This window comes from Massilia sp. BAP21 (genome assembly GCF_057801335.1).
The window spans coordinates 3,812,834-3,835,351 of sequence record NZ_CM173596.1; the positions used below are offsets into that span (position 1 = coordinate 3,812,834).

21 protein-coding genes are annotated in these 22,518 nt (G+C 66.9%); 10 read left to right on the top strand and 11 right to left on the bottom strand.

Annotated elements, in window-relative coordinates; all coding sequences use genetic code 11:
- Positions 1-42: 42 nt before the first annotated feature.
- Positions 43-768, top strand: a complete 726-nt coding sequence (locus ACWYRN_RS16815; RefSeq protein ID WP_488688718.1) for an SDR family oxidoreductase — start codon at positions 43-45, stop codon at positions 766-768.
- A 13-nt stretch (positions 769-781) separates the two neighbouring features.
- Here the strand turns inward: ACWYRN_RS16815 and ACWYRN_RS16820 are convergent, their stop codons facing one another.
- The 7 genes from ACWYRN_RS16820 to ACWYRN_RS16850 all read right to left on the bottom strand — a co-directional run bounded on the left by ACWYRN_RS16820 (position 782) and on the right by ACWYRN_RS16850 (position 6,867).
- A complete protein-coding gene (locus tag ACWYRN_RS16820; RefSeq protein ID WP_488688719.1) occupies positions 782-1,336 on the bottom strand; it encodes a hypothetical protein in 555 nt (184 codons plus the stop codon).
- Positions 1,337-1,476: 140 nt separating this feature from the next.
- Positions 1,477-1,794 carry a YkgJ family cysteine cluster protein gene (locus tag ACWYRN_RS16825; RefSeq protein WP_488688720.1) on the bottom strand — a complete coding sequence of 106 codons (318 nt, stop codon included), beginning with the start codon at positions 1,792-1,794 and terminating at the stop codon, positions 1,477-1,479.
- 130 nt (positions 1,795-1,924) lie between these two features.
- Entirely contained in the window at positions 1,925-3,157 is a 1,233-nt protein-coding gene (locus ACWYRN_RS16830) for an argininosuccinate synthase (protein ID WP_488688721.1), read from the bottom strand.
- Between the two features lie 130 nt (positions 3,158-3,287).
- The gene (gene argF, locus ACWYRN_RS16835; protein ID WP_229439420.1) at positions 3,288-4,214 is read right to left on the bottom strand and encodes an ornithine carbamoyltransferase; all 927 of its coding nucleotides are present in this window, start codon (positions 4,212-4,214) and stop codon (positions 3,288-3,290) included.
- A gap of 180 nt (positions 4,215-4,394) precedes the next feature.
- The gene (gene rsgA, locus ACWYRN_RS16840; RefSeq protein ID WP_488688722.1) at positions 4,395-5,282 is read right to left on the bottom strand and encodes a ribosome small subunit-dependent GTPase A; all 888 of its coding nucleotides are present in this window, start codon (positions 5,280-5,282) and stop codon (positions 4,395-4,397) included.
- Positions 5,279-5,608, bottom strand: a complete 330-nt coding sequence (locus tag ACWYRN_RS16845) for a 4a-hydroxytetrahydrobiopterin dehydratase (protein ID WP_488688723.1) — start codon at positions 5,606-5,608, stop codon at positions 5,279-5,281. Before ACWYRN_RS16845 ends, rsgA begins: the two co-directional genes overlap by 4 nt.
- Positions 5,605-6,867: a M48 family metallopeptidase gene (locus tag ACWYRN_RS16850; protein ID WP_488688724.1), complete on the bottom strand. Its 1,263-nt coding sequence runs from the start codon at positions 6,865-6,867 to the stop codon at positions 5,605-5,607. Before ACWYRN_RS16850 ends, ACWYRN_RS16845 begins: the two co-directional genes overlap by 4 nt.
- Before the next feature lie 48 nt (positions 6,868-6,915).
- Between ACWYRN_RS16850 and orn the strand changes: the two genes are divergently transcribed.
- Both orn and ACWYRN_RS16860 read left to right on the top strand, forming a co-directional pair.
- Positions 6,916-7,536 (top strand): oligoribonuclease, encoded by a 621-nt coding sequence (orn, locus tag ACWYRN_RS16855; RefSeq protein WP_488688725.1) that lies wholly within the window; start codon positions 6,916-6,918, stop codon positions 7,534-7,536.
- Positions 7,537-7,617: 81 nt separating this feature from the next.
- Entirely contained in the window at positions 7,618-10,083 is a 2,466-nt protein-coding gene (locus tag ACWYRN_RS16860; RefSeq protein ID WP_488688726.1) for a hybrid sensor histidine kinase/response regulator, read from the top strand.
- A 115-nt stretch (positions 10,084-10,198) separates the two neighbouring features.
- Here ACWYRN_RS16860 and ACWYRN_RS16865 read toward each other — a convergent pair whose 3' ends face one another.
- Positions 10,199-11,164 (bottom strand): MBL fold metallo-hydrolase, encoded by a 966-nt coding sequence (locus tag ACWYRN_RS16865; RefSeq protein ID WP_488688727.1) that lies wholly within the window; start codon positions 11,162-11,164, stop codon positions 10,199-10,201.
- Between the two features lie 168 nt (positions 11,165-11,332).
- Here ACWYRN_RS16865 and ACWYRN_RS16870 point away from each other — a divergent pair, with 168 nt between their 5' ends.
- Both ACWYRN_RS16870 and ACWYRN_RS16875 read left to right on the top strand, forming a co-directional pair.
- Positions 11,333-12,460 (top strand): HPP family protein, encoded by a 1,128-nt coding sequence (locus ACWYRN_RS16870; RefSeq protein ID WP_488688728.1) that lies wholly within the window; start codon positions 11,333-11,335, stop codon positions 12,458-12,460.
- A 96-nt stretch (positions 12,461-12,556) separates the two neighbouring features.
- Positions 12,557-13,708 carry a sensor histidine kinase gene (locus ACWYRN_RS16875; protein ID WP_488688729.1) on the top strand — a complete coding sequence of 384 codons (1,152 nt, stop codon included), beginning with the start codon at positions 12,557-12,559 and terminating at the stop codon, positions 13,706-13,708.
- 160 nt (positions 13,709-13,868) lie between these two features.
- Here ACWYRN_RS16875 and ACWYRN_RS16880 read toward each other — a convergent pair whose 3' ends face one another.
- Positions 13,869-14,561 (bottom strand): UPF0149 family protein, encoded by a 693-nt coding sequence (locus tag ACWYRN_RS16880; RefSeq protein ID WP_488688730.1) that lies wholly within the window; start codon positions 14,559-14,561, stop codon positions 13,869-13,871.
- Between the two features lie 88 nt (positions 14,562-14,649).
- On the opposite strand from ACWYRN_RS16880, the gene ACWYRN_RS16885 reads away from it, so the two are divergent.
- The 3 genes from ACWYRN_RS16885 to ACWYRN_RS16895 all read left to right on the top strand — a co-directional run bounded on the left by ACWYRN_RS16885 (position 14,650) and on the right by ACWYRN_RS16895 (position 18,669).
- Positions 14,650-15,660, top strand: coding sequence for a serine/threonine protein kinase (locus ACWYRN_RS16885; RefSeq protein ID WP_488688731.1), 1,011 nt, complete (start codon positions 14,650-14,652; stop codon positions 15,658-15,660).
- A gap of 61 nt (positions 15,661-15,721) precedes the next feature.
- A complete protein-coding gene (locus ACWYRN_RS16890; protein ID WP_488688732.1) occupies positions 15,722-16,165 on the top strand; it encodes a DUF3592 domain-containing protein in 444 nt (147 codons plus the stop codon).
- A gap of 104 nt (positions 16,166-16,269) precedes the next feature.
- On the top strand, positions 16,270-18,669 hold the full coding sequence (locus ACWYRN_RS16895) for a coiled-coil domain-containing protein (RefSeq protein WP_488688733.1): 2,400 nt from the start codon (positions 16,270-16,272) through the stop codon (positions 18,667-18,669).
- A 260-nt stretch (positions 18,670-18,929) separates the two neighbouring features.
- Here the strand turns inward: ACWYRN_RS16895 and ACWYRN_RS16900 are convergent, their stop codons facing one another.
- A complete protein-coding gene (locus ACWYRN_RS16900) occupies positions 18,930-19,349 on the bottom strand; it encodes a DUF8785 domain-containing protein (protein ID WP_229439396.1) in 420 nt (139 codons plus the stop codon).
- A gap of 139 nt (positions 19,350-19,488) precedes the next feature.
- Complete coding sequence (locus ACWYRN_RS16905) at positions 19,489-20,556, bottom strand: DUF475 domain-containing protein (protein ID WP_488688734.1); 1,068 nt, start codon at positions 20,554-20,556, stop codon at positions 19,489-19,491.
- A gap of 148 nt (positions 20,557-20,704) precedes the next feature.
- Between ACWYRN_RS16905 and ACWYRN_RS16910 the strand changes: the two genes are divergently transcribed.
- Together ACWYRN_RS16910 and ACWYRN_RS16915 are read left to right on the top strand one after the other, a co-directional pair.
- Positions 20,705-21,124, top strand: a complete 420-nt coding sequence (locus tag ACWYRN_RS16910; protein ID WP_488688735.1) for a divergent PAP2 family protein — start codon at positions 20,705-20,707, stop codon at positions 21,122-21,124.
- Between the two features lie 244 nt (positions 21,125-21,368).
- Positions 21,369-22,517 (top strand): efflux RND transporter periplasmic adaptor subunit, encoded by a 1,149-nt coding sequence (locus ACWYRN_RS16915; RefSeq protein WP_488688736.1) that lies wholly within the window; start codon positions 21,369-21,371, stop codon positions 22,515-22,517.
- Position 22,518 lies beyond the last annotated feature (1 nt).

Consider the following 22,518-nt stretch of genomic DNA (forward strand, 5'->3'; position numbering starts at 1 on the left):
CGATCGTCTATGCTCCTGTTCATGATCATCCTGGAGACAAGCATGAAAGCCATCGTTACCGGACATACCAAAGGCCTGGGCGCCGCCATCACGCAGGAACTGCTGGAGCGCGGCATTCCCGTGCTCGGGCTGGCGCGCGGCCGTTCGCCGGACGCCGCCACGCGCTACCCCGGCCTGCTCACCGAGATCGAGCTCGACCTGTCGGACAGCGCGGCCTTGGCGGCCTGGCTGGGCCGTGGCGAAGCGGGCGCCTGGCTGGCCGGCTGCAGCACCGCGCTGCTGGTGAACAATGCCGGCATCGTGTCGCCGGTCGGCCCGCTGGCCGGGCAGGACCCGCTGCAGGCGATCCGCGCCGTCACCCTGAACGTCGCGGCGCCGCTGGCGCTGGCGGCGAGCGTGGTGGCGGCAACGGCCGGCGCCGAGCGCCGCATCCTGCACGTGTCGAGCGGGGCGGGGCGCTCGGCCTATCCCGGCTGGAGCGTGTACTGCGCCACCAAGGCCGCGCTCGACCGGCACGCGGAGGCGGTGCTGCTCGACGGCGACGCCACCGTGCGCGTATGCAGCCTGGCGCCGGGCGTGATCGACACCGGCATGCAGGCCGAAATCCGCGCCACCGGCGAAGACCGCTTCCCGCTGCGCGAGCGCTTCGTGCAATTGAAGGAGCAGGGCGGCTTGTCCTCGCCCGAGGATTGCGCGCGCAAGCTGGTGGCGTATTTGCTGGCCGATGGCTTCGGCAGCCAGGCGGTGGCGGATTTGCGCGAGGTGTAAGGCTGCACGAAACCTACTTCATCCATTTCCCGAGCACATAGCGAAACCCGAATGCGTCGCCGGTATCGTGCAGGATGTCGTCGCGCGTCACGGTGTGGGTCGCTGGATCGGGCTGCCGGTCGTCGACCGAGATGAAGTAGGACGCCTGCTGCAGCGCCCACCCCTGCTGCGCAAGCGCGTACCTGGCCGTCAGGTGGCACTGCACGCGGATGGGCATCAGGCCCGTGGAGGCCGCCGCTTCTTCCTCGGTGTCGAAGCCTTCGGACTGCGTGATCTCGACGGTGAACCTGGCAAGCGCCTGTGGCGGGCCAGGCGGCCTGGGCTTGAGGAGTTCGTGGCTGCCGAGGCTGCGCTTGAAGTATTGCTTGAACCATGCCCTGGTGTCGTCGTTCCACCGTACATGCACCGACGATGCGTCGAGCGCGGCTTCCGCGACAAAGGCGCCGAATGCATCGGCGGCGGGCGAGGCCGCCGGCGCAGGTCTGGCCGCGGCTGGCTTGCCTGTCGGCGCCGCCGCGGTGGCCGTGGATGCTGCCAGGCACAGAAGGAAGAGAACGGTACGGGTCATGGCAATGTGGCGGGCGCTATCCGGGCGTATGGTCAGATGCCGAGTATAGCCAGCAAGCGATGCCGGAAGTCTCGCCAATTGTTGCGCGCACATCGGGCGGCAGGGCTGAGAACCGCGGCCTGGCGACCGCGTCATGGCCATCACGCCATGTGCCGCAGCGAGGCCAGGCCGTGGCGTTCGCGCGCCCGCGTGCACTTGTCGTCGCCGATCTGGACTTCGCGGCAGGGGCTGGGGCGGGCCTCGTAGACGCCGCAGGCCATCGGGCCGGCGCTACCGCGGCCGAGGGCGGCGCAGCGCGGCGCGGCGGCGTTGGTGCCGGCCATGCAGGCGATGTGCGGCGTGACGTGCTCGGTTAAATCGTCGGGCAGGGCCAGGGCTTCGGCCCAATAGAACGAGACGCGAAAGCTCATGCAGCAGGCGCCGCAGGACAGGCAGGGGTTGTCACTGATGTCGTTCATGGCCGTGGTCGTAAAAACAATATTTTACCCACGTGCGCGATTTTTTAGGGAGGCCCCCCGGTTCCGACGATATAAAAAAAGCCGCCCGAAGGCGGCTTTTCATTCATCAGCAGCGAGTTTATTGGCCGCCTTATTGCCCACGTTTTGCGCGCGCCTTGGCAGCAATGCGCATGCGCAGCGCGTTCAGCTTGATGAAGCCGCCCGCATCCGCCTGGTTGTAGGCGCCGCCGTCTTCGTCGAACGTGGCGATGTTCATGTCGAACAGCGAATCGGTCTTCGAGTCGCGCGACACCACGATCACGTTGCCCTTGTAGAGCTTCACGCGCACCCAGCCGTTCACGGTCTGCTGGGTGTGGTCGATCAGCGTCTGCAGCGCAACGCGTTCCGGCGCCCACCAGTAGCCGTTATAGATCAGCGAAGCATAACGTGGCATCAGGTCGTCCTTCAGGTGCGCCACTTCGCGGTCCAGCGTGATCGACTCGATCGCGCGGTGGGCGCGCAGCATGATGGTGCCGCCCGGGGTTTCGTAGCAGCCGCGCGACTTCATGCCGACGTAGCGATTCTCGACTAAGTCAAGCCGGCCGATGCCGTGCTTGCCGCCGACGCGGTTCAGTTCCGTCAGCACTTCGGCCGGGGTCATGCGCTTGCCGTTCAGGGCCACGATGTCGCCCTTTTCGTATTCGATGTCGAGGTACTCGGCTTCGTTCGGCGCCTGCTCCGGGCTCACGGTCCAGCGCCACATCGATTCCTCGGCTTCGGCGCTCGGGTTTTCCAGGTGCCGGCCTTCGAAGGAGATGTGCAGCAGGTTGGCGTCCATCGAGTAGGGCGCGCCGCCGTTCTTGTGCTTCATGTCCACCGCGATGCCGGCGTCTTCCGCGTACTTCAGCAGTTTTTCGCGCGACAGCAGGTCCCATTCACGCCATGGAGCGATGATCTTGACGTCCGGCTTCAGCGCATAGGCGCCCAGCTCGAAGCGCACCTGGTCGTTGCCCTTGCCGGTGGCGCCGTGCGAGATGGCGTCGGCGCCGGTGGCGTTGGCGATCTCGATCAGGCGTTTCGCGATCAGCGGACGCGCGATCGAGGTGCCCAGCAGGTACTCGCCTTCGTAGACGGTGTTCGCGCGGAACATCGGGTACACGAAGTCGCGCACGAATTCTTCGCGCACGTCGTCGATGTAGATGTTCTCCGGCTTGATGCCGAACTTGATGGCCTTGGCGCGTGCCGGTTCGAGTTCTTCGCCCTGGCCGAGGTCGGCCGTGAAGGTGACGATCTCGCAGCCGTAATTGTCTTGCAGCCATTTCAGGATGACGGAGGTGTCGAGGCCGCCGGAGTAGGCGAGAACTACTTTTTTGATGTCGCTCATTGGTGTTCCAGTGTGGAGGGAGGGGAGGTCGGTCAGCCGGCCCGCCCTTCCTGCTGGGGGCAGGAAGGGCGGCCGACGATCAAACAAAGGGTGGTGCTTTCAAAGGGTATTGCTTAACAATCCGGGTATTTTACTTGTCTTCGATGCGGCCGAGCAGCAGGTATTCGATCAGCGCCTTCTGCACGTGCAGGCGGTTCTCGGCCTCGTCCCAGACCACCGACTGCGGGCCGTCGATGACTTCGGCCGCGACTTCCTCGCCGCGGTGGGCCGGCAGGCAGTGCATGAACAGGGCGTCCGGGGTGGCGCGCGCCATCTTGGCGGCATCGACGATGAAGCCATCAAAGGCCTTCAGGCGCTCGGCGTTTTCCTTCTCGAAGCCCATGCTGGTCCACACATCCGTGCTGACCAGGTGCGCGCCTTCGCAGGCGTCGGCCGGGTTGTCGAACAGGGTGTAGCGGCTGGTGCTCACCAGGCTCGGGTCGAGGTCGTAGCCCTTTGGCGTGGCGATGTTCAGGTGGAAGCCGAACACCTCGGCCGCCTGCAGCCAGGAATACAGCATGTTGTTGGCGTCGCCGATCCAGGCCACGGTCTTGCCGGTAATGGCGCCACGGTGCTCGTGGAAGGTGAAGATGTCGGCCAGCACCTGGCAAGGATGGTGCTCGTTGGTCAGGCCATTGATGACCGGGACGCGCGAGTGCGCGGCAAAGCGCTCGATGATGTCCTGGCCGAAAGTGCGCACCATGATGATGTCGCACATGCGGCTCATCACCTGGCCCGCGTCTTCCACCGGCTCGCCGCGGCCCAACTGGCTGTCGCGCGTATTCAGGTAGATCGCGGCGCCGCCGAGCTGGTGCATGCCGGCTTCGAAGGAAAGGCGGGTACGGGTCGAGCTTTTCTCGAACACCATCACCAGCGTGCGGTCGACCAGCGGGTGGTAAACCTCGTAGGCCTTGAACTTGCGCTTGATGACGGTCGCGCGCTCGATGACGTAATTGAATTCGTCGAGCGTGAAGTCGGAGAACTGCAGGAAGTGCTTGATCGGTTTGGAGCCTGGCATATCGTTGTTCGCTTGTCTGTTATCCCTTCGATTATAAGGGCTTTTGTTTTTTGCGTGGCCGGGGATGTAGGGTGGACGGCTACGCCGTCCACGCGTCGATCGCTATCGGTTCCGGTTTCGCGCTCGATGATCTTGCTGTCAACTATCGACGCGTGGACGGCATAGCCGTCCACCCTACTACTAATACAAGGTCTGCGCCGACTCGTGCAGCAGCTGCGCATACAGCTCGTGTCGATGTTTGGCGATCTTCCCGGCCGCCACCGCATCGAGCACCGCGCACTGCGGCTCGGCCAGGTGACGGCAGTTATAGTACTTGCAGCCGCCCAGGTAAGGCTTGAACTCGACGAACGCCCGTTCCAGCATGCCTTCGCTCAGGTGGTACAGCCCGAATTCCTGGAAGCCCGGCGAATCGATGATCGCCGCGCCGCCCGGCAGCCAGTACAGCCGCGTAAAGGTGGTGGTGTGCTTGCCGGTATCCAGTGCCGACGAGATCTCGCGCACCGCGATGTCGGCATCCGGCACCAGCAAATTGATGAGCGAGGACTTGCCCATGCCCGACTGGCCGATGAAAATCGACGATTGCCCGGCCAGCAGCGGCTGCAGCACGGCCAGCGCGTGCTCCGGATTGGCGCGCGCCGACACCTCATGCACCGGATAACCCAGCGCGCCATACACGGCGGCGCGTTCGCGCGCACGCGGCAGCAAATCGGTGACGTCGGTCTTGTTCAGGATAAGGTGGGCCTCGATGCCCGCCGCCTCGGCCGCCACCAGCGCACGCGACACCAGGTCGTCGGCGAAACCGGGTTCGGTCGCCACCACGATGAACAGGCGCGAGATGTTCGCCGCCAGCAGCTTCGATTTGTACTGGTCGGAGCGGTAGATCAGGGTGGTGCGGTCGGCGATCTTTTCGATCACGGCCTGGTCGTTCGAGGTCTGCTTCAGGTGGACCACGTCGCCCACCGCCACATTGGTCTTCTTGCCGCGCGTGACGCACTGGAATTTGGCGCCGTCGACATCGGCCAGGTAGTGGCGGCCGTGGGCCGCGATGATGGTTCCAAGCATGCTCATGCGCGGCGTTCCTCGTAGATTGCGTCGGCTTTCGCAGCGCAGATAAAGTCGTTCATCGACACGGCATTGCCGGCCGAATGGGTGGTAAAGGCGACCAGGCAGTGGCGGTAGCGCACGCGCAGTTCGGGATGGTGGTCTTGCTGGTGGATCATCGCGGCCAGGGCATCGACGAAGGCGATGGTCTCGTGGTAATCGGTGAAGGCGTACTCGCGCTCGATGCGCTTGCCGGCCAGGCGCCAGTCAGGCAGCGCGGCCAGGTGCGCGTTCACGGCGCCGGCGTCGAGCGCCGGCGCACCGTGGGTGCAATGCTGCTCAACCAGCTTCATGCCGCCGCCGCATTCAGGTGCGCAATCCGGACCGAGGCCGGCGGATGCGAATCATAGAAGGCCGAGTGCAGCGGGTCGGGCGTGAGCGTCGAGGCATTGTCCTCGTACATCTTGACCAGGGCCGAGACCAGGTCGTCGGCGCTGCTGTGCTTTGCCGCAAAGGCATCTGCCTCGAACTCGTGCTTGCGCGAGGTGATCGCGCTCAAGGGGCCGAGCACGAAGGTAAAGATCGGCAGCACCAGCATGAACAGCAGCAGGGCCATGGCGTCGTTCGGCGCGCCCAGCATCGGCGTCACGCCCAGGCCGGTGTAGAACCAGCTTTGTTCCTTCAGGTAGCCGAGCAGGGCCAGGAAGCCCAGCGACAGCGCGAACATGACCACCATGCGCTTGACGATGTGGCGCAGCTTGAAGTGGCCGAGTTCATGCGCCAGCACGGCCTCGATTTCCTGCGGCGCCAGACGCTCGATCAGGGTGTCGAAGAAGACGATGCGCTTGGCCGCGCCGAAGCCGGAAAAGTAGGCGTTGCCGTGGGCGCTGCGGCGGCTGCCGTCCATCACGAACAGGCCTTTGGACGCAAAGCCGACGCGCGCCATCAGGCCTTCGATGCGGCTTTTCAGGCTGTCGTCGGCGAGCGGCGTGAACTTGTTGAACAGCGGCGCGATGACGGTCGGGTACAGCACCATCATCAAGAGCTGGAAGCCGCTCCACACGCACCAGGCCCAGAACCACCACAGCGAGCCGGTGGTTTCCATCAGCTTCAGCACGACCCAGATGAGCGGCAGGCCGATGGCGGCGCCGAGCAGGGTGCCTTTCACCAGGTCGGCGATCCACAGGCCAGGCGTCATCTTGTTGAAGCCGAAGCGCTCCTCGAGCACGAACTGGCGGTAGTAATCGAAAGGCAGGTCGAGCACACCGGAGATGGCGGCAAACGCGATCACCAGCAGGATCTGATGTAGCATCCCAGGGCCGGCCAGCGGCAGCAGGGCGCTGGAAATGACCTGCAGCCCGCCGAGCAGGGTAAAGCCGATCAGCACCAGGCCGCCCCACAGCAGCGCCACGATGCCGAAGCGGGTCTTGGCCACCGTGTAGTCGGCCGCCTTCTGGTGCGTCTCGAGCGAGACCTTGGACGCGAATTCGCCGGGCACGCTGGCGCGCTTGCGCAGCACGTGGCGGATCTGGCGGTTGGCCAGCCAGAAGCGCAGTCCTAGCGTCAGCACGAAGAAAACGACGAAGGTGACCGAAAACGCAAGTGAAGACATTCTGTGCCTGTGAGAAAATGCAGGATTGTTTAAGGCAAAGAGAGAATTATGTCACAAGCTAACGAATCCACCGCATCAGCCAACCCGTCGGCCAACCCGTCGGCCAACCCTGCCGCAGCCCCCCAGCGTCCGAACGAGATGAACCTGGTCTGGGTAGACATGGAAATGACCGGCCTCGATCCGGACAACGACCGCATCATCGAAGTGGCCGTTGTCGTCACCGACGCCGACCTGAACGTGATCGCCGAAGGCCCGGTGTTCGCCATCCACCAGTCCGACGCAACCCTGGACAAGATGGACAACTGGAACAAGGGCACCCACGGCAAGTCGGGCCTGATCGACCGCGTGAAAGCCTCGACCGTCAGCGAAGCCGACGCCGAAGCCCAGCTGATCGCCTTCCTCAAGCAGTACGTCCCGGCCAACAAATCGCCGATGTGCGGCAACTCGATCTGCCAGGACCGCCGCTTCATGGCGCGCGGCATGCCGAAGCTGGAAGCCTTCTTCCACTACCGTAACCTGGACGTCTCGACGCTGAAGGAACTGTGCCGCCGCTGGAAGCCGGAACTGGCCTCGGGCTTCAAGAAGCACCAGAAGCACACCGCCCTGGCCGACATCATCGAGTCGGTCGAGGAACTGAAGTATTACCGCGAGCACTTTATTAAATTGTGATGCGTAAGCTGTAATGCGTACGCTGTAACCCCCGTCCCATTCGTGCATCGTGCAGCGGACATCATGTGAGAAAATGTCAATATGCACGGATTTTTGCGGGCTGCCCATGACGCGGCCCCCGCCAGCCTGCGCGCCCTGATCGGCGCGCACGACTGGCGGCATTCTCCCCTCGGACATCCCGACGACTGGCCGCCCCAACTGGCGACCGCCGTCGCGATGGCGCTCGACTCGGCGCTGCCGATGTTCATCGCCTGGGGGCCGGACCTGCGCATGCTGTACAACGACGCCTATGTGCAGATGCTGGGCGAGCGCCATCCGGCCGCCTTGGGCGAACCCTTCCAGCGCGTCTGGTCCGATGCCTGGCCGCAGCTGGTGCCGATCATCGACCGCGCCCTGTCCGGCAAGGGCGTCCACTTCGAGGACCTGGAAATCCCCATCGTGCGCAACGGCGCGCGCGAGCCGGCCAACTTCACCTTTTCGTATTCGCCGCTGCACGACGGCGCCGGGCGCGTGGCCGGCATGTACTGCACCGCCGTCGAAACCACCGAGCGCCTGCGCGCCGAACGCCGCGCCGCCCTCGAACTGAAGCTCTCCGACGCCCTGCGCCCGCTGCACCTGCCGTCCGAAGTGCTGGCGACGGCCGGCGCGCTGCTGGGAGAAGAGTTGCGCCTGGCGCGGGTGCTGTACGGCGAGGTCGAGGAAGACGGCGCCGCCTTCACGGTGGCCAGCCAATGGCTGCGCGAGGGCATGGAAGGCCTGTCGCAAGCGCGCTACCGGCTCGACGACTTCGGCCCCGACATCGGCGCCGCCCTGCGCGCCGGCGAGCTGGTGGTCGTCGAAGACATCCTGCGCGATCCGCGCACCGCCAACTGGCCGCGCCGCTATGCCGACGAAGCCATCGGCTCGGTGGTGACGGTGCCGCTGGTGCGCGCCGGCCGCCTGGACGCCTTCCTCAGCATCAACCGCGACGCGCCGCACCGCTGGAACGCCGACGAACTGCGCTTCACGCGCGACACCGCCGAACGCACCTGGACCGCGCTCGACGGCGCGCGCACCCAGGCCGCGCTGCGCGCCGAGCGCGACCGCAGCCGCTACATCTTCGACACCATCGGCGAAGGCTTCGCGCGGCTCGACCGCGACTGGCGGATCGTCGAAATGAATGCCGAGGGCCTGCGCATCTGCCGCCTGACCCTGGACCAGGTAATCGGCCGCACGCACTGGGAACTGTTCCCGGAATCGGCCGACGCCGAAGCCAGCCGCATGCTGCGCCGCGTGATGGACGGGCGCCGTGCCGGCGCCGCCGAGTACCGGATGCCGCCGGTCGACGGGCGCTGCGGCTGGAACGAGATCCGCGCCTTTCCGATGCAGGACGGCGGCATCGCGATCTTCTTCCGCGACATCACCGACCGCAAGCTGGCCGAGGAAAAGCTGAAGGCGGCCGACCAGCGCAAGGACGAATTCCTGGCCATGCTGGCGCACGAACTGCGCAACCCGCTGGCGCCGATCAAGTCGGCCGCGATGCTGCTCGACATGGGCATGCTCAACGAAACCCGGGTGCGCCAGAGCAGCGCCATCATCGGGCGCCAGGTGAAGCACATGACGCGCCTGGTCGACGACCTGCTCGACGTGTCGCGCGTGACGCGCGGCCTGATCGTGCTCGACAAGGCCGTGCTCGACGTGCGCAGCATCGTCGACGAGGCGGTGGAGCAGGTCCGTCCGCTGCTGCTGGCGCGGCGCCAGACCCTGGGCGTGCACATGCCTGCCGTGCCCCTGAGCGTGGAAGGCGACCGCGCGCGCCTGGTGCAGGTGCTCGCCAATCTGCTGAACAACGCCGTCAAGTACACGCCCGAGGAATGCGCCATCGACATCGAGGTGCGGCACAAGGACGGCATGCTGGAACTGGCCGTATGCGACGAGGGCATCGGCATGGAGCAGGAACTGACCGAGCGCGCCTTTGACCTGTTCACCCAGGCCAAGCGCTCGAGCGACCGTTCGCAGGGCGGGCTGGGGTTGGGCCTGGCGCTGGTGCGCAACCTGGTCGAACTGCACGGTGGCAGCGTTGCCTGTGCCAGTCCGGGGCCGGGGCGGGGCAGTACCTTTACCGTGACACTGCCGCTGGCCACGCCGGTCGCCGCGCCCGAATCCGCGCCAGCCGGCGCCGCGGCATCGGGCGGGCCATTGCGGGTGATGGTGGTGGACGACAACGTCGACGCCGCCGAGACCCTGGCCATGCTGCTCGATGCGGCCGGGCACGCGGTGGAAGTCGAGCACGATTCGCGCCGCGCGCTGGAGCGCGCGCGTGCGGCGGCGCCGGACGTGTTCCTGCTCGATATCGGCCTGCCCGAGATCGACGGCAACGAACTGGCGCGGCGCCTGCTGGCCCAGCCCGAGACGGCGGACGCGGTGCTGATCGCCGTGTCGGGCTATGGACAGGAACAGGACAAGCGCGCCGCGCGCGAGGCGGGCTTCCGGCACCACCTGGTCAAGCCGGTGGATTTCGACCAGCTGGCCGAGTTGCTGGCCGATGTGCGCGGCGCCCTGGCGTGAAGCACCTGCGGCGCACCCGTAGGGTGGACGGCTCTGCCTGTAACGCCTGAGGTACCCGCGCCGCTTGCGCCGTCCACGCGTCGATCGCTAACGTATCAGCAATCGCCGGCCGCCCTTACCGCATCTGCGTGTAATTCACCGGCACGAAGCGATACCCCTTGCCCTCGGCCCGCAGATGCCCCAGCCCCGGGAACTGCAGATGCGCGCCGCCGACCAGCGCTCCATCCTTGGCCGCCATGTCGAACAGCTTCTTGCGCGCCGCTGCTGCGGCCTTCTGGTCGCCGTCGAAGCCGATCGTCACCGCCGGGTTCTCGAACTGCACCGCCGCCACGTGGATCAGATCGCCGATCAGCATCATCTTTTGCCCGCCGCTCTCGACGACGAAGGTGGTATGCCCCGGCGTATGCCCATGCCCGCCCAGCGCACGGAAGCCCGGCGACACCTCGACATCGCCCTCGAAGGTCTTGAAACGGCCGGCCTTGACGTAAGGGTCGAGCGCGGCCATCGCGTTCTTGAACGTGTCCTTGCCGTCGGCCGGCGCCTTGTCCATGTTCGCCTGGCTCAGCCAGTGATCGGCTTCAGCCTTGGAGGCGCGCACGACGGCGTTCGGGAAGGCTGGTTTCGCCGAGCTGGTCAATCCGCCCAGGTGGTCGCTGTGGAAGTGGGTCAGGTAGACCTCGTCGACCTGCTCGGGCGTGTAGCCGGCCGCCTTCATGTTCGCCAGCAGCTTGCCGAGGGTTGGCCCGAACAGCACGCCGGCGCCGGTGTCGACCAGGATCAGCTTCGTGCCGGTGTTGACCAGGAAGGCGTTGTCCGAGGTTTCGAGCGGGGCTTTCAGGAAGGACTTCGCCAGCGTGGCTTGCGTCTTTTCGGCTTTGTCGCTCAGCAGCTTGTCGACCGGCAGGTCGACGGTGCCATCTGATAGCGGCGTGACCTCGAACTGGCCCAGCATCAGGCGGAAGTAGCCCGGGGCCGGGGTCTTTGCCATCGGGGCGGCAGCGAGGGCAGGGCTGGCAGCGATGGCGGCCAGTGCGGCGGCAGCCAGCGCGCGCAGGGCGGTCTTGCGGAAGGAGGTGGTCATGGATGCTCCGGTGAATGACACGGTTTGTACAAAGGCCAAGATTGCGCATCGTACATCAAGTGCCACGGCGGCGCTGGCCGCCGGCCAGCGTCCGGCTTCAGCAAGGGACAGGCCATTTATGATGTAATGGCGGTCTTTGCTTCAAGCAGCTTCTCATTTTCTCCTGTCATGCAAGGAAGTTTCACCCAATGGCTGCACGGCTTCCTGCCGCAGCCGCTTGCCGCCAGCCGCACCGAGCGCCTGCGCGCCACCGTCGGGGCCTGCGTCGGCCTGTTCGTTACCGCATTGGTCAGCCACATGCTGGCGCCAGGGCTGGCCGCCTGGTTGATTGCCCCCATGGGCGCCTCGGCGGTGCTGCTGTTCTGCGTGCCGGCCAGCCCGTTGGCCCAGCCCTGGTCGGTGGTCGGCGGGAATACCCTGTCGGCCCTGGTCGGCGTCGGCTGCTGGCACCTGGTGCCCGACCCGCTGCTGGCCGCGCCGCTGGCCGGCTGCCTGGCGATTGCCGCGATGTTCGCGCTGCGCTGCCTGCATCCGCCCGGCGGCGCCGTGGCCCTGACCGCGGTGCTGGGCGGCGCGGCGGTGCATGCGGCCAGCTGGCAGTTCGCCCTGTTGCCGGTGGCGCTCAATTCCACCGTCATCGTCGGCGCCGCGCTCCTCTACAACAACCTGACCGGCCGCCGCTACCCGCACGCGCCGCACGCGGCCGACCGCAACATCCACGCCACCGGCGACCCGGCCCCGGCCGCACGCCTCGGCATCACGGAACAGGACCTGGAAGCGGCCATGGCGCGCTATGGCGAGGTGCTGGACATCAGCCGCGACGATCTGCTGGCGATCGTCGACGACGCCCGCCAGTTGGCCTTGCACCGCCACTTCCGCGAACGCAACTGCGCCGAACTGATGTCGCGCCATGTGGTCGCGATCGGCCCGCGCGACACCCTGGAGCATGCGCGCGAACTGCTGCTGCGCCACCGCCTGCAGGGCGTGCCGGTGCTGGACGAGGGGCGGCGCCTGCTCGGCTTCCTGTCGCAGGAAGACCTGCTGCGCCAGAGCGGATGGGGCGCACGCCTGCGCGCACTGGTGCCGGGCGCCGCGCCGCGCGTGGAGGATGCCATGCACCGCATCGTCGCCGTGCTCGACGCCGCCGCGCCGCTGGCGCGCCTGGTGCCGCTGCTGAGCGACGAGGGCCATCACCAGGTGGCGATCACCGGGGAGGGCGGGGCCGTGGTCGGCGTGGTCGGGCGTTCGGACCTGCTGGCGGCGCTGTGCGAGCGGCAGCTGGAGACCGCGGCCTGAAGCGGGGGCGGGCACGCTGTCATGACTGCTGGGCGACATGCGCGGCGCATCCGGCGTACCATGCATACTGGATAAGAAGACGACCAGGAGTCACGCGTGACCTACGCCAGCGACCAGAAAGACGACGGCAGCGGCCTGTCGCCTACCTCGCAGCGCATGCTCGCCCTGCGCGAACAGGTGTTCGCCGATTGGGAACGCGCCGTGCGCGCGAACGTCGAGGAAGCGGCCCAGCTGCGCCACCCGGTGCTGATCGATACGCTGCCGGTCTTCTACGACAACATCGCCGAAAGCCTGACGCCGGGCTACGGGCGCCAGGGCGGCGCCGACGGCACCACGGTGGCGGCCGAGCACGGCGGCGAGCGCGCGCGCGTGACCAGCTACGACCACGTGGCCCTGATCGACGAGTACCAGATCCTGCGCCGCTGCCTCCTGGAAGCGCTGGCGCGCGACGGCATCTCGCTCAGCCACGCCGAGGTGCTGGTGATCGACAGCTCGATCGATGCCGGCATCAAGGAAGCCGTGAATGCCTTTACGTTGGTGCACCAGGGCCTGCGCGAGCGCTTCACGGCGGCGCTCACCCACGATTTGCGCGGGCCGCTGCACGCGGCCTCGATGGCGCTGGAAATCATCCTCATGACGAACGACCCGGCGCGCATCCGCACCGTGGCGGCCAAGGCGCTGTCGAGCGTGCAGCGCATGGGCGGCATGGTGAGCGAGCTGCTCGATTCGATGGCCTTCCATGGCGGCCAGAAGGTGCCGCTGGAACTGAGCGCCTTCGACATCTGCGAGCTGGTGCGCGAAGTCCAGCTCGACGCGGTGGCGCACGGGGGCCAGCCGGTGCACATGACGCCGCACTCGGTGCACGGCTGGTGGGACCGCAAGGCGCTCTGGCGCGCGATCGAGAACATGCTGTCGAACGCGGCCAAGTACGGCACGCCCGGCACGCCGATTACCATCAAGATCGACGAGGTGCACGAGCGCCTGCTGCTCACCGTCCACAACCACGGCGAGCCGATCCCGCCCGCCGAGCAGGAAAGCATTTTCCAGATGTACCGCCGTGCGGAATCGGCGCGCCAGGGCGTGAAGGGCGGCTGGGGCATCGGCCTGCCCTATGTGCGCGCGGTGGCCGAGAGCCATGGCGGCAGCGTCGGCGTCGACAGTTCGCGCGAGCGCGGCACCACCTTCGTCATCGACATCCCGGTCGATTGCCGGCCTTTTTTGGCCGCGCCGACGCTGGCCGAGGCTTGACGCCCAAGGACTGAAGCGGGCGAAAAAAAGCCGGGGTCGGCCCGGCTCCTTGTGCTTCTTGATGCAGGGTGGACGGGTTCCCCGTCCACGCGTTCAGCTCCGGCATGCTCATTCGCTACGCTTGCCCCGGCTGAACGCGTGGGCGGCGGAGCCGACCACCCTACGCCTGTTCAGCCCCGCAGCATTTCTTGAACTTCTTGCCGCTGCCGCAAGGGCAGTCGTCGTTGCGGCCGGTCTTCGGCCCTTCGTTGCGGATGGTCTCGACCGCCGGCTTGCGCAGCGGCAGCCAGTAGCGGTAGATCGCCGGCAAATTGGCTTCGATTTCCAGCGCCAGCTGGTGCGCCTTGACCGGGTCTTCGACCAGCGGCAATTCGTCTTCCTCGATCTCGTCGGCGCCGAGCAGGTACAGCGGGCGCATCAGCTCGCCGACTTCGGAATCCCAGACCGGGTCCCAGGAGCCCGGACGCAGTTCCATGCCTTCCCAGAAGCCCCAGCACCAGGCTTCGGCGTCGATCAGGGTCTGGCCGTTGTGCTCGTGCTCGCAGTACAGCGGCTCGAATTCCTTCGGCGCGACCTCGAAGGTGATCAGCACTTCGTTCATGAAGCGCATGATCAGGTTGAGGATGCGTTCTTCTTCCTTGGCGTTCTTCCACTTCGGCGCCTGCTTGCCGTCCTGGCCCCAGACGCGCGGCAGCCACTCGGCCGGCATGATGGTTTCCGGGCCGATCGCGATCGCGGTCAGGTAGCCGTGGAGGGTGTCCATCGTCATCGCGTCTTCCGGGCTGCGCTCGGAGAGGAGGAACTGGTCGAGTTCGTCGAATTCTTTTTCGGTGAGGGGCTGTTCGAGTTGCATGGGATGCCTTGTTGCGGTGAAGCCGCCAGTTTAACGCGTGGCGGGCCAGCGGCACACGAAAATCTGCGCGCCGCCTTACAATGGCGGTATGGATAATTTGTCAGGCTTGCCGGATTCATCAGCTTCCCACCCCTTTGCCAGGCTTGGTCCCGAGCGCGTGCTCGACGCCCTGGAAAGCCTGGGCCTGTACGGCGACGGCCGCCTGCTGGCCCTGAACAGCTACGAAAACCGCGTCTACCAGGTCGGGCGCGAAGAAGGGCCGCCGGTGGTGGTCAAGTTCTACCGCCCCGAACGCTGGAGCACGCAGGCCATCCTCGAGGAGCATGCCTTTGTGGCCGAGCTGCACGAACGCGAAGTGCCGGTGGTGCCGGCATTGACGGTCGACGGGCGTACCCTGCACAGCTTCGACGGTTTCCATTTCGCGGTCTTTCCGCGCCGCGGCGGCCGCGCGCCGGAACTCGGCGACCCGGCCACGCTGGAATGGATCGGGCGCTTCATCGGCCGCATCCACGCCGTCGGCGCGCTGGCATCGTATGCCCAGCGCCCGGCGCTCGACCCGCGCACCTTCGGCCAGGAACCCTTCGACTGGCTGCTGCGGCACGACTTCCTGCCGCCCGAGCTGCGCGCCACCTGGGCCAGCGTGGTCGAACAGGCCTTGCAGGGCGTGGCGCGCTGCTACGAGCGGGCAGGGCAGGTGCCGCTCCTGCGCCTGCACGGCGACTGCCACGTCGGCAACGTGCTCTGGACCGGCGACGGCCCGCACTTCGTCGACTTCGACGACAGCCGCATGGGGCCGGCGGTGCAGGACTTGTGGATGCTGCTCTCGGGCGAGCGCCAGGACATGGTGCGCCAGATGGGCGACGTCCTGGCCGGCTACGAAGACTTTTGCGACTTCGATCCGCGCCAGCTTTACCTGGTCGAGGCCTTGCGCACCCTGCGCCTGATCCATTATTCGGCCTGGCTGGCGATGCGCTGGAACGACCCGGCCTTCCCGGCGGCCTTCCCCTGGTTTAACACCCAGCGCTACTGGCAGGACCGCATTCTCGAACTGCGCGAGCAGGTGGCGCTGATGGACGAGCCGCCACTGTGGCCGGTCTGAGGATGGCACGGCCCGCACCGAAGCGCCCGGGTCCGTGAAGACGCGGCTGAAAGGTGCGCTCATGCTGCTGGTTGCGGTGCTGTTCGGCTTCTTCATGATCACGACCGTGGCCGACAAGCTGCGGTTTTCGTCGTGGCCGGCCACGCGCGCCGTAGTCCTGGGGCTGGAGACGCACACGAAGCCGAAATCATCGGATCGGTGCGTCCAGTTGCGCTACCGGTACCTCGTTGGCGGCAAGGAGTTCGTCGCAAACCGGATGACGGTGGCCCGCGCCGGTTCCTGCTACCGCGACCAGGCCGCGCTTGCCGCGCTGACGCAGCGCTACCGGCCCGGAACGCAAATATGGATACGCTACGATCCCGCGCATCCGCACAAGGCGGCGATCCATCCCGACAAGCCGGGCTTCATCGATGTGCTGTTCTGCCTGCTGGCGATCCTGCTTGGCGCGGCCGGCGTCCGGCTGCTCGGGCAGCCCGCGCAACAGACAGTCGGTTGTCATTCCTGAAGGCCGGAATTGCAAGGGTTTTGCCGCGCAGCTCGGCGTGACACGATTCGCGTCTTTCGTCGATAATGAGCTGGCAGGCCCCCTTTTCCAGACCGAGAAATACCATGGAACACCCACCGACTCCCCACGACGATACCGATTTCACGATCGACCTGCCGCCGCTCGCCGGCGGGCACCTGCCATCCGCAGGCAAGCCGGCGCCCGCGCCTGCACCGGCAGCCGCGTCGGCACCTGCAGCCGCATCGGCCCCCGACCGTGGCGCACTGGAAAAGGCCGCGATCAGGGAAGCGATCGCGCGGGTCGAGGCCGAGGCCAAGGCGAATGTCGCCGCCGAAAGCCGCGCCGCCGCCGAGGCCCATGCGCGCGCGCTGGCCGAGGAGCGCGCCGCCATGGATGCCGCCACCGCCGCCGCCGCGCTGGCGAACGCCCAGGTGTCGGAGCAGGCCATCGAAGCCAACCGCGACCGTCTGGAAACCCTGCGCGCCGCCGCCCAGGCATCGAGCGAGCGCCTGGAAGCCATGCGCCAGGAAACCGCCGAGCTGCGCGCGCGCGTGCAGGCCGACACCGAAAGCCGCCTGGCCGCCGAAGCCCGCGCCCGCGCCGCCGAAGAAGCGCGCCGCCGCGCCGCCGAACAGATCGAAGCCGAAGCGGCAATGGCGATGGAAGCGGCGCGCGCCGCCGAGGAATTGCTGGCCCAGACCGAGGAAGCGCGGCGCCACGCCGCCGAGCGCGTGGCCGCCGTGCATGCGGCGCGCGAAGAGGTGCTGCACAGCGCCAGCGCCGATGCGCGCGTGGCGGTGCTGGCGCGCGAGCGCGAGCGTGCCGAAAAGGCCGCGCGCGCCACCGCCGAGAAACTGGCCAAGCTCGAAGCCGAAGCGCTCGAACTGGCGGTGCAGCGCGAGCGCGCCGACCAGATCGCGCTGGCCTCGGCCTTTGCCCGCGCCGCCGCCGAGGCGCGCATGCTGGAAGAAGCGCGCGCCCTGGCCCACGTCGAACAAGAACGCGAAAGCATCGCCCAGGCCCAGGCCGATTCGCAACGGGTGGCCGCCGACACCGTGCGCACGCGCCTGGACCTGGAAAAGGAATTGCGCGACGCCGCCGTGCACCGTGAGCGTCTGGAGCAGATGGCCGCCGCCACCGCCGAGGCGCGGCGCGAGGCCGAAGCGAAGATCGTGGCCGCCACCGAGGCGCGCATCGAGGCCGACCGCAAGCTGCGCGAAGCGGCGCTGTTGCGCGCCCAGGCCGAAGAAGACGCGGGCATGCAGGTCGAGGCCCGCCTGCAGGCCGAGCTGACGGCGGCCGAGCACGCGCAGCAGCGCGCCGAGGCCGACCGCATCGCCGCCGAAGCGGCCGGGCGCGACGCCGAACAGCAGGCCCGTGCGCGCGAGCTGGCCGAAGCCCGCGCGGCCCAGGCCGCAGCCGCCGCCGAGGCGCGCGCGGCCGAGAACGCGGCGGCCGAAGCGGCGCTGGCGCTGGCAAGCGAGCAGGCGGCCATGGCGCGCGACGCGGCAGCCCTGGCCGCGCAGCGCGAAGCCGAGGCCGCCCAGCTTGCGGCGGCCGAGCGCGAACGCCTGCGCACCGAGGAAGCGGCACTGGCGCGCCTGCACGAAAAACGGGAAAACGAACGCGCACTGGCCGCCGCCGCCCAGGCCCGGGCCGAGGCGGAAGAAGGGCAGGCGGCCCTGATGCGCGACGAATTCGAGGCCGAGCACCGCATCGCCGAGGCCCAGCGCGCGGCCCTGGAAGCCAAGCGCGAAGCCGCGGCCAGGGTGCTGGAGGAGGCGGCGCAGGAAGAGGCCGCTGCCGCCGCCGTCCAGGCCGAAGCGGCTGCCGCCGCCAGCCTGGCGCAGTTGCAGGCCGAACGCGCCCGGGCCGAAGCGGCGCGCCTGGCGGCGACCGAGGCCGCCCTCGACGCCGAACGCGCCGCCCTGGAAGCGGAACAGACCGCCGCCGAGGCGGCGCGCGGCGCGCTGGCGCTGGCCGAGCAAAAGCTGGCGGCGCAGCGTTTGCAGGCCGAGTCCGAAGCGCGCGCCATCGAGGAGGCGGCCGCGCGCCTGGCCTCGGAACAGGCCACGGCGGAAAGCGCGCGCCTGCGTGCGGAGGCCGAAGCCGAAGCCGCGCGCCTGGCCCTGGCGCGCGAAGCGGCCGAGAAGGATGCGGCCCAGGCCGCGCTTGAAAAGCGCGACGCCCAGCGCGCGCTGCTCGAACACGCCCAGGCGCACGCCGAGATGCAGCGCCGCACGGCCGCCACCACCCAGCAGATGGCCGACGCGCGGCGCGAACTGCTGGAGCTGGAAACGAAGCGCCTGGAAGAGCAGGCGGCGGAATTGTCGGCGACCGAGGATGCGATCAACGAACGCAAGGCCGAGGCGCGTCAGCGTGCGGCGTCCGAGAACATTACCCGCGAAGTGCTGGGGAGATTGAAGAAGCAGCCGTCGGCCCAGCAGGCGGCGGCCAGGCTGGCGGAAGTGATCATGAACCAGCGGCGGACGAACGGGGAATAAACGCCCGCGCGGCGAGGGTGTTGTAGGGTGGGCACCTGTGCCCACGCGGTCGTACCGTACCGCTTCTGGTAACCATCTGGTATCGGTATCGCATGCATTCCGGTGTTGTAGACTTTCCGGTGCTGCGTTCCCGTAAGCTGCGGAGACGTTGCGGCATGCATCTGTACGACCGCGTGGGCACAGGTGCCCACCCTACGGCCAGCATATCGAATCCGATATGCAATTCGTCTCAATCAGCCTTTATCGATACGTGCAACGAATCACTGCGCCCCGGCCGGCGCATCGCTCGGCGCCACCGGATTCACCGGCCCGGTATTCACGCTCTCGACGAAATACTCGGTCTCGCCAAAGCAGCTGGTCGGCACGCCGCGGTGCTGTTCGTAGCTGATTTCCACACGCTGGCCCATGGTCGACTGCAGCTTCTGCACCAGCTTCTCGTCGCGCACGGTAAACGCGAAACGTTCCGGAATCGCGCCCGGCATGCTGGAAAGCAGGATCTCGCCTTCCCAGGTCTTGCATAGCCAGCCCTTGTTCGAGAACTTCTGCAGGTAGCCGGCGCGCGTGCCTTCCGAGTAGGACCAGGTCAGCGTGAACCAGGTGTACAGGCCGAACACCACCACGAGGGCGACGAGCAGGGACAGCAGGATGGCAAAGGCGCGCTTGGGCAAGGCTTTAGGCATGATCGGTGTGGTTTCGAAAGTGGAAGCGGTGTATGGATGACCTGGCGCGGCAGTACCGCGCGGCGCCCATTCTGCCACGGCCGCGCGGATTGTCAAAAGGTCCAGGCTTAAGTGAAGCTTAGGACCGGAGTCGATGTCCTCAAGCTTCCGACGACACGCCGACACCGGCGCGCGCCTCTTCCGCCTCGACCCGCTTGCGGTAGCGCACCGAGGACCACAGCGACACCAGGATGAAGGCCAGCCCCGACAGGCCCGTGAACCACTCGGGAATATGGAAGTGCACGCTGGCGAACATGATCAGGGCCAGGATGCCGATCGCGTAGTGGGCGCCGTGCTCGAGGAACACGAATTCCTGCAGCGTGCCTTTATAGACCAGGAACACCGTCATCGACCGCACGAACATGGCGCCGATCGCCAGGCCCAGCATGATCACGACCACGTCGTTGGTAATCGCAAAGGCGCCGATCACGCCGTCGAACGAGAACGAGGCATCCAGCACTTCCAGGTACAGGAAGCCGCCGATACTGCCTTGCGAGATCATCTTGCCGACCGTCGGGTCGTGTTCTTCTTCTTCCAGCAAACCGCTGACCCAGTTCACGCCGATGTACACCGCCACCCCGACCACGCCCGAGATCAGCACGGCCAGCTTGCGCTGCTCGGGCATGAGCGACATGGCGAAGAACACCGCCAGCAGGGTCAGCAGCACGGCCAGGCCTTCGGAGCCGTACTTGCCGATTTTTTCCTCGATCCAGCCGAGCCAGTGGAGTTCCTTTTCCTCGTCGAACAGGAAGTTCAGGAAGACCAGCATCAGGAAGGCGCCGCCAAAGGCCGACACTTCCGCATGGTGCTCGGTCAGGTGGCGCGAGTATTCCTGCGGCGTGTCGATGGCCATGTGCCAGACGTCGAGCAGGCCGAGCCCGGTGGCCACCGAGACGATCACCAGCGGGAACAGCAGGCGCATGCCGAACACCGCCACCAGGATGCCGACGGTGAGGAAGAGCTTGCGCCAGAACTCGTTCCAGTGGCGCAGCACCGAGGCGTTCACGACCGCATTGTCGAAGGACAGCGAGACCTCGAGCACGCCCAGGATGGCGGTGATCCACAGCGCCGACAGCAGGCCGCTCACGCCGCCATGTTCGTAGCCCCACCAGCCCGACAATGCCATGAGCACGGCAGTGACGATGAACGATAAACGGAAGTGTTGCATCTGGTTCCTCTTCTTATTCGAATATTGGTTGAAATGACACAGTTTTCAGGCATCTTACCGTTTCGTAGGAGCGGAGGTCGCAGCGCAGGTCGCTCGCGTGCATGCCTTCTGCGATAATTCCGCCCGGCATTTACATTTTGGATAATACATGGACCTTACTTACCTCATCACGCCTTTCCTGACCTGGCTCGTCGTCGGTCCAATCAAGTTCCTGATCAACAGCGCACGCCAGCGGCGCTGGGCGTTCAACCTGGTCGGGAATGGTGGTTTTCCCAGTAACCATAGCTCGGTGGTCACCAGCATGGCGACCCTGATCGCCCTGCGCGAAGGCATGGACCATCCGGCCTTCGGCGTGGCCGTGACCCTGGCCTTCATCGTGATGATCGACGCCAACAGCCTGCGCCAGCACGTCGGCCGCCAGGCTGCCGCCATCAACCGCCTGGCAGTCGAAGTCACCGGCCACATCACCCTGCGTGAACGCATGGGCCATACCCTGGTCGAAATCTGCGGCGGCATCGTCACCGGCATCGGCATGGGCTTCCTGGTCTACCACCTGCTGGTCGCCTGATGAAGTAAGAAAAAAGGCGGCCACTCGCCGGACGGTGTCCGCCGGGTGTCCGCCGGCTGTCCGGCCACCCCGCATTTTATCCGCGCAGATGCAGTCCATCGCGCCAGGACGCAGTTCATCCCTCGAAAACCACAGTGCGCAGGAGCGTCGATTGACGGGTGGGGCCGGCTCCCGGATACTGCGCGCTGGTGAAATCCGCCCCTTACAAATATAAGTCATCAGCGTCCAATTGGAGAGACTCAACATGCTGCGCAACACTCTACTCGTCCTTGCCATCGCGTCGGCCCTGGCCGCCTGCAGCAAGGAGGGCAAGGACCCGGCCAAGGCCGGTCCGAACGCCACCGCCCAGGCCAAGGACAACAAGCCGAGCCAGCTGCTGGTTGCGCCCGAAGACCTGTTGACGGTACAGAGCGATGCGCTGGCCTCGGGCCCGGTGATCACCGGCTCGATCCAGCCGGAACGGCGCGCCGATCTGCGCGCGGAAGTCTCGGCCGTGGTGCTGCAAGTGCTGAAAGAGAACGGCGAGCCGGTCAAGCGCGGCGACCTGCTGGTAAAACTGGATGAGACCGCGATCCGCGATACGCTGCTGTCAGCCGACGAAGCCGTGCGCGCCGCCGCGCAGGCACTCGACCAGTCGAACCGCCAGCTGGAACGCCTGAAGACCCTGCGCGCCTCGGGCATGACCTCGGCCGCCGCCTTCGATGAAGCCGAAGTGCGCAGGAACAGCGCCCTGAGCGAACTGTCGGCCGCGAAGAGCCGCGCCGCCCTGGCGCGCCAGCAGACCAGCCGCACCCAGGTGCGCGCGCCGTTCGACGGCATCGTCAGCGACCGCAAGGTGTCCGCCGGCGACACCGCCACGGTCGGCAAGGAACTGGTGAAGGTGATCGACCCGAACTCCATGCGCTTCGAGGGCCGTGTCTCGACCGACAAGATCGCCACCGTGAAACTCGGCCAGCCGGTCAAGTTCCACATCAACGGCTACGGCAACCAGCAGTTCACCGGCGTGGTCAAACGCATCGACCCCTCGGCCAACGACATCACGCGCCAGGTCGAGGTGCTGGTCGGCCTGACCGGCGAGCAGCCGCGCGTGGCCGGCCTGTACGCCGAAGGGCGGATCGACGCCGAGACCTCGAACGCGCTGATGCTTCCGGAAAGCGCCATCGTGCGCAGCGGCGACGACACCTATACCTGGCGCGTGAAGGGCGGCACGCTGGCGAAAGTGAACCTGGAAGTCGGCATGCGCGACCAGCGTACCGGCAACTACGAGATCAAGGCCGGCCTGGCCGCCGGCGACACCGTGCTGCGCAGCCCGAGCTCGAACCTGAAGGATGGCCAGAAGGTGGAAATGGCCGCTGCGCGCGTAGCCTCCGCTCCCCAGGCCCAAGGGAAATAAG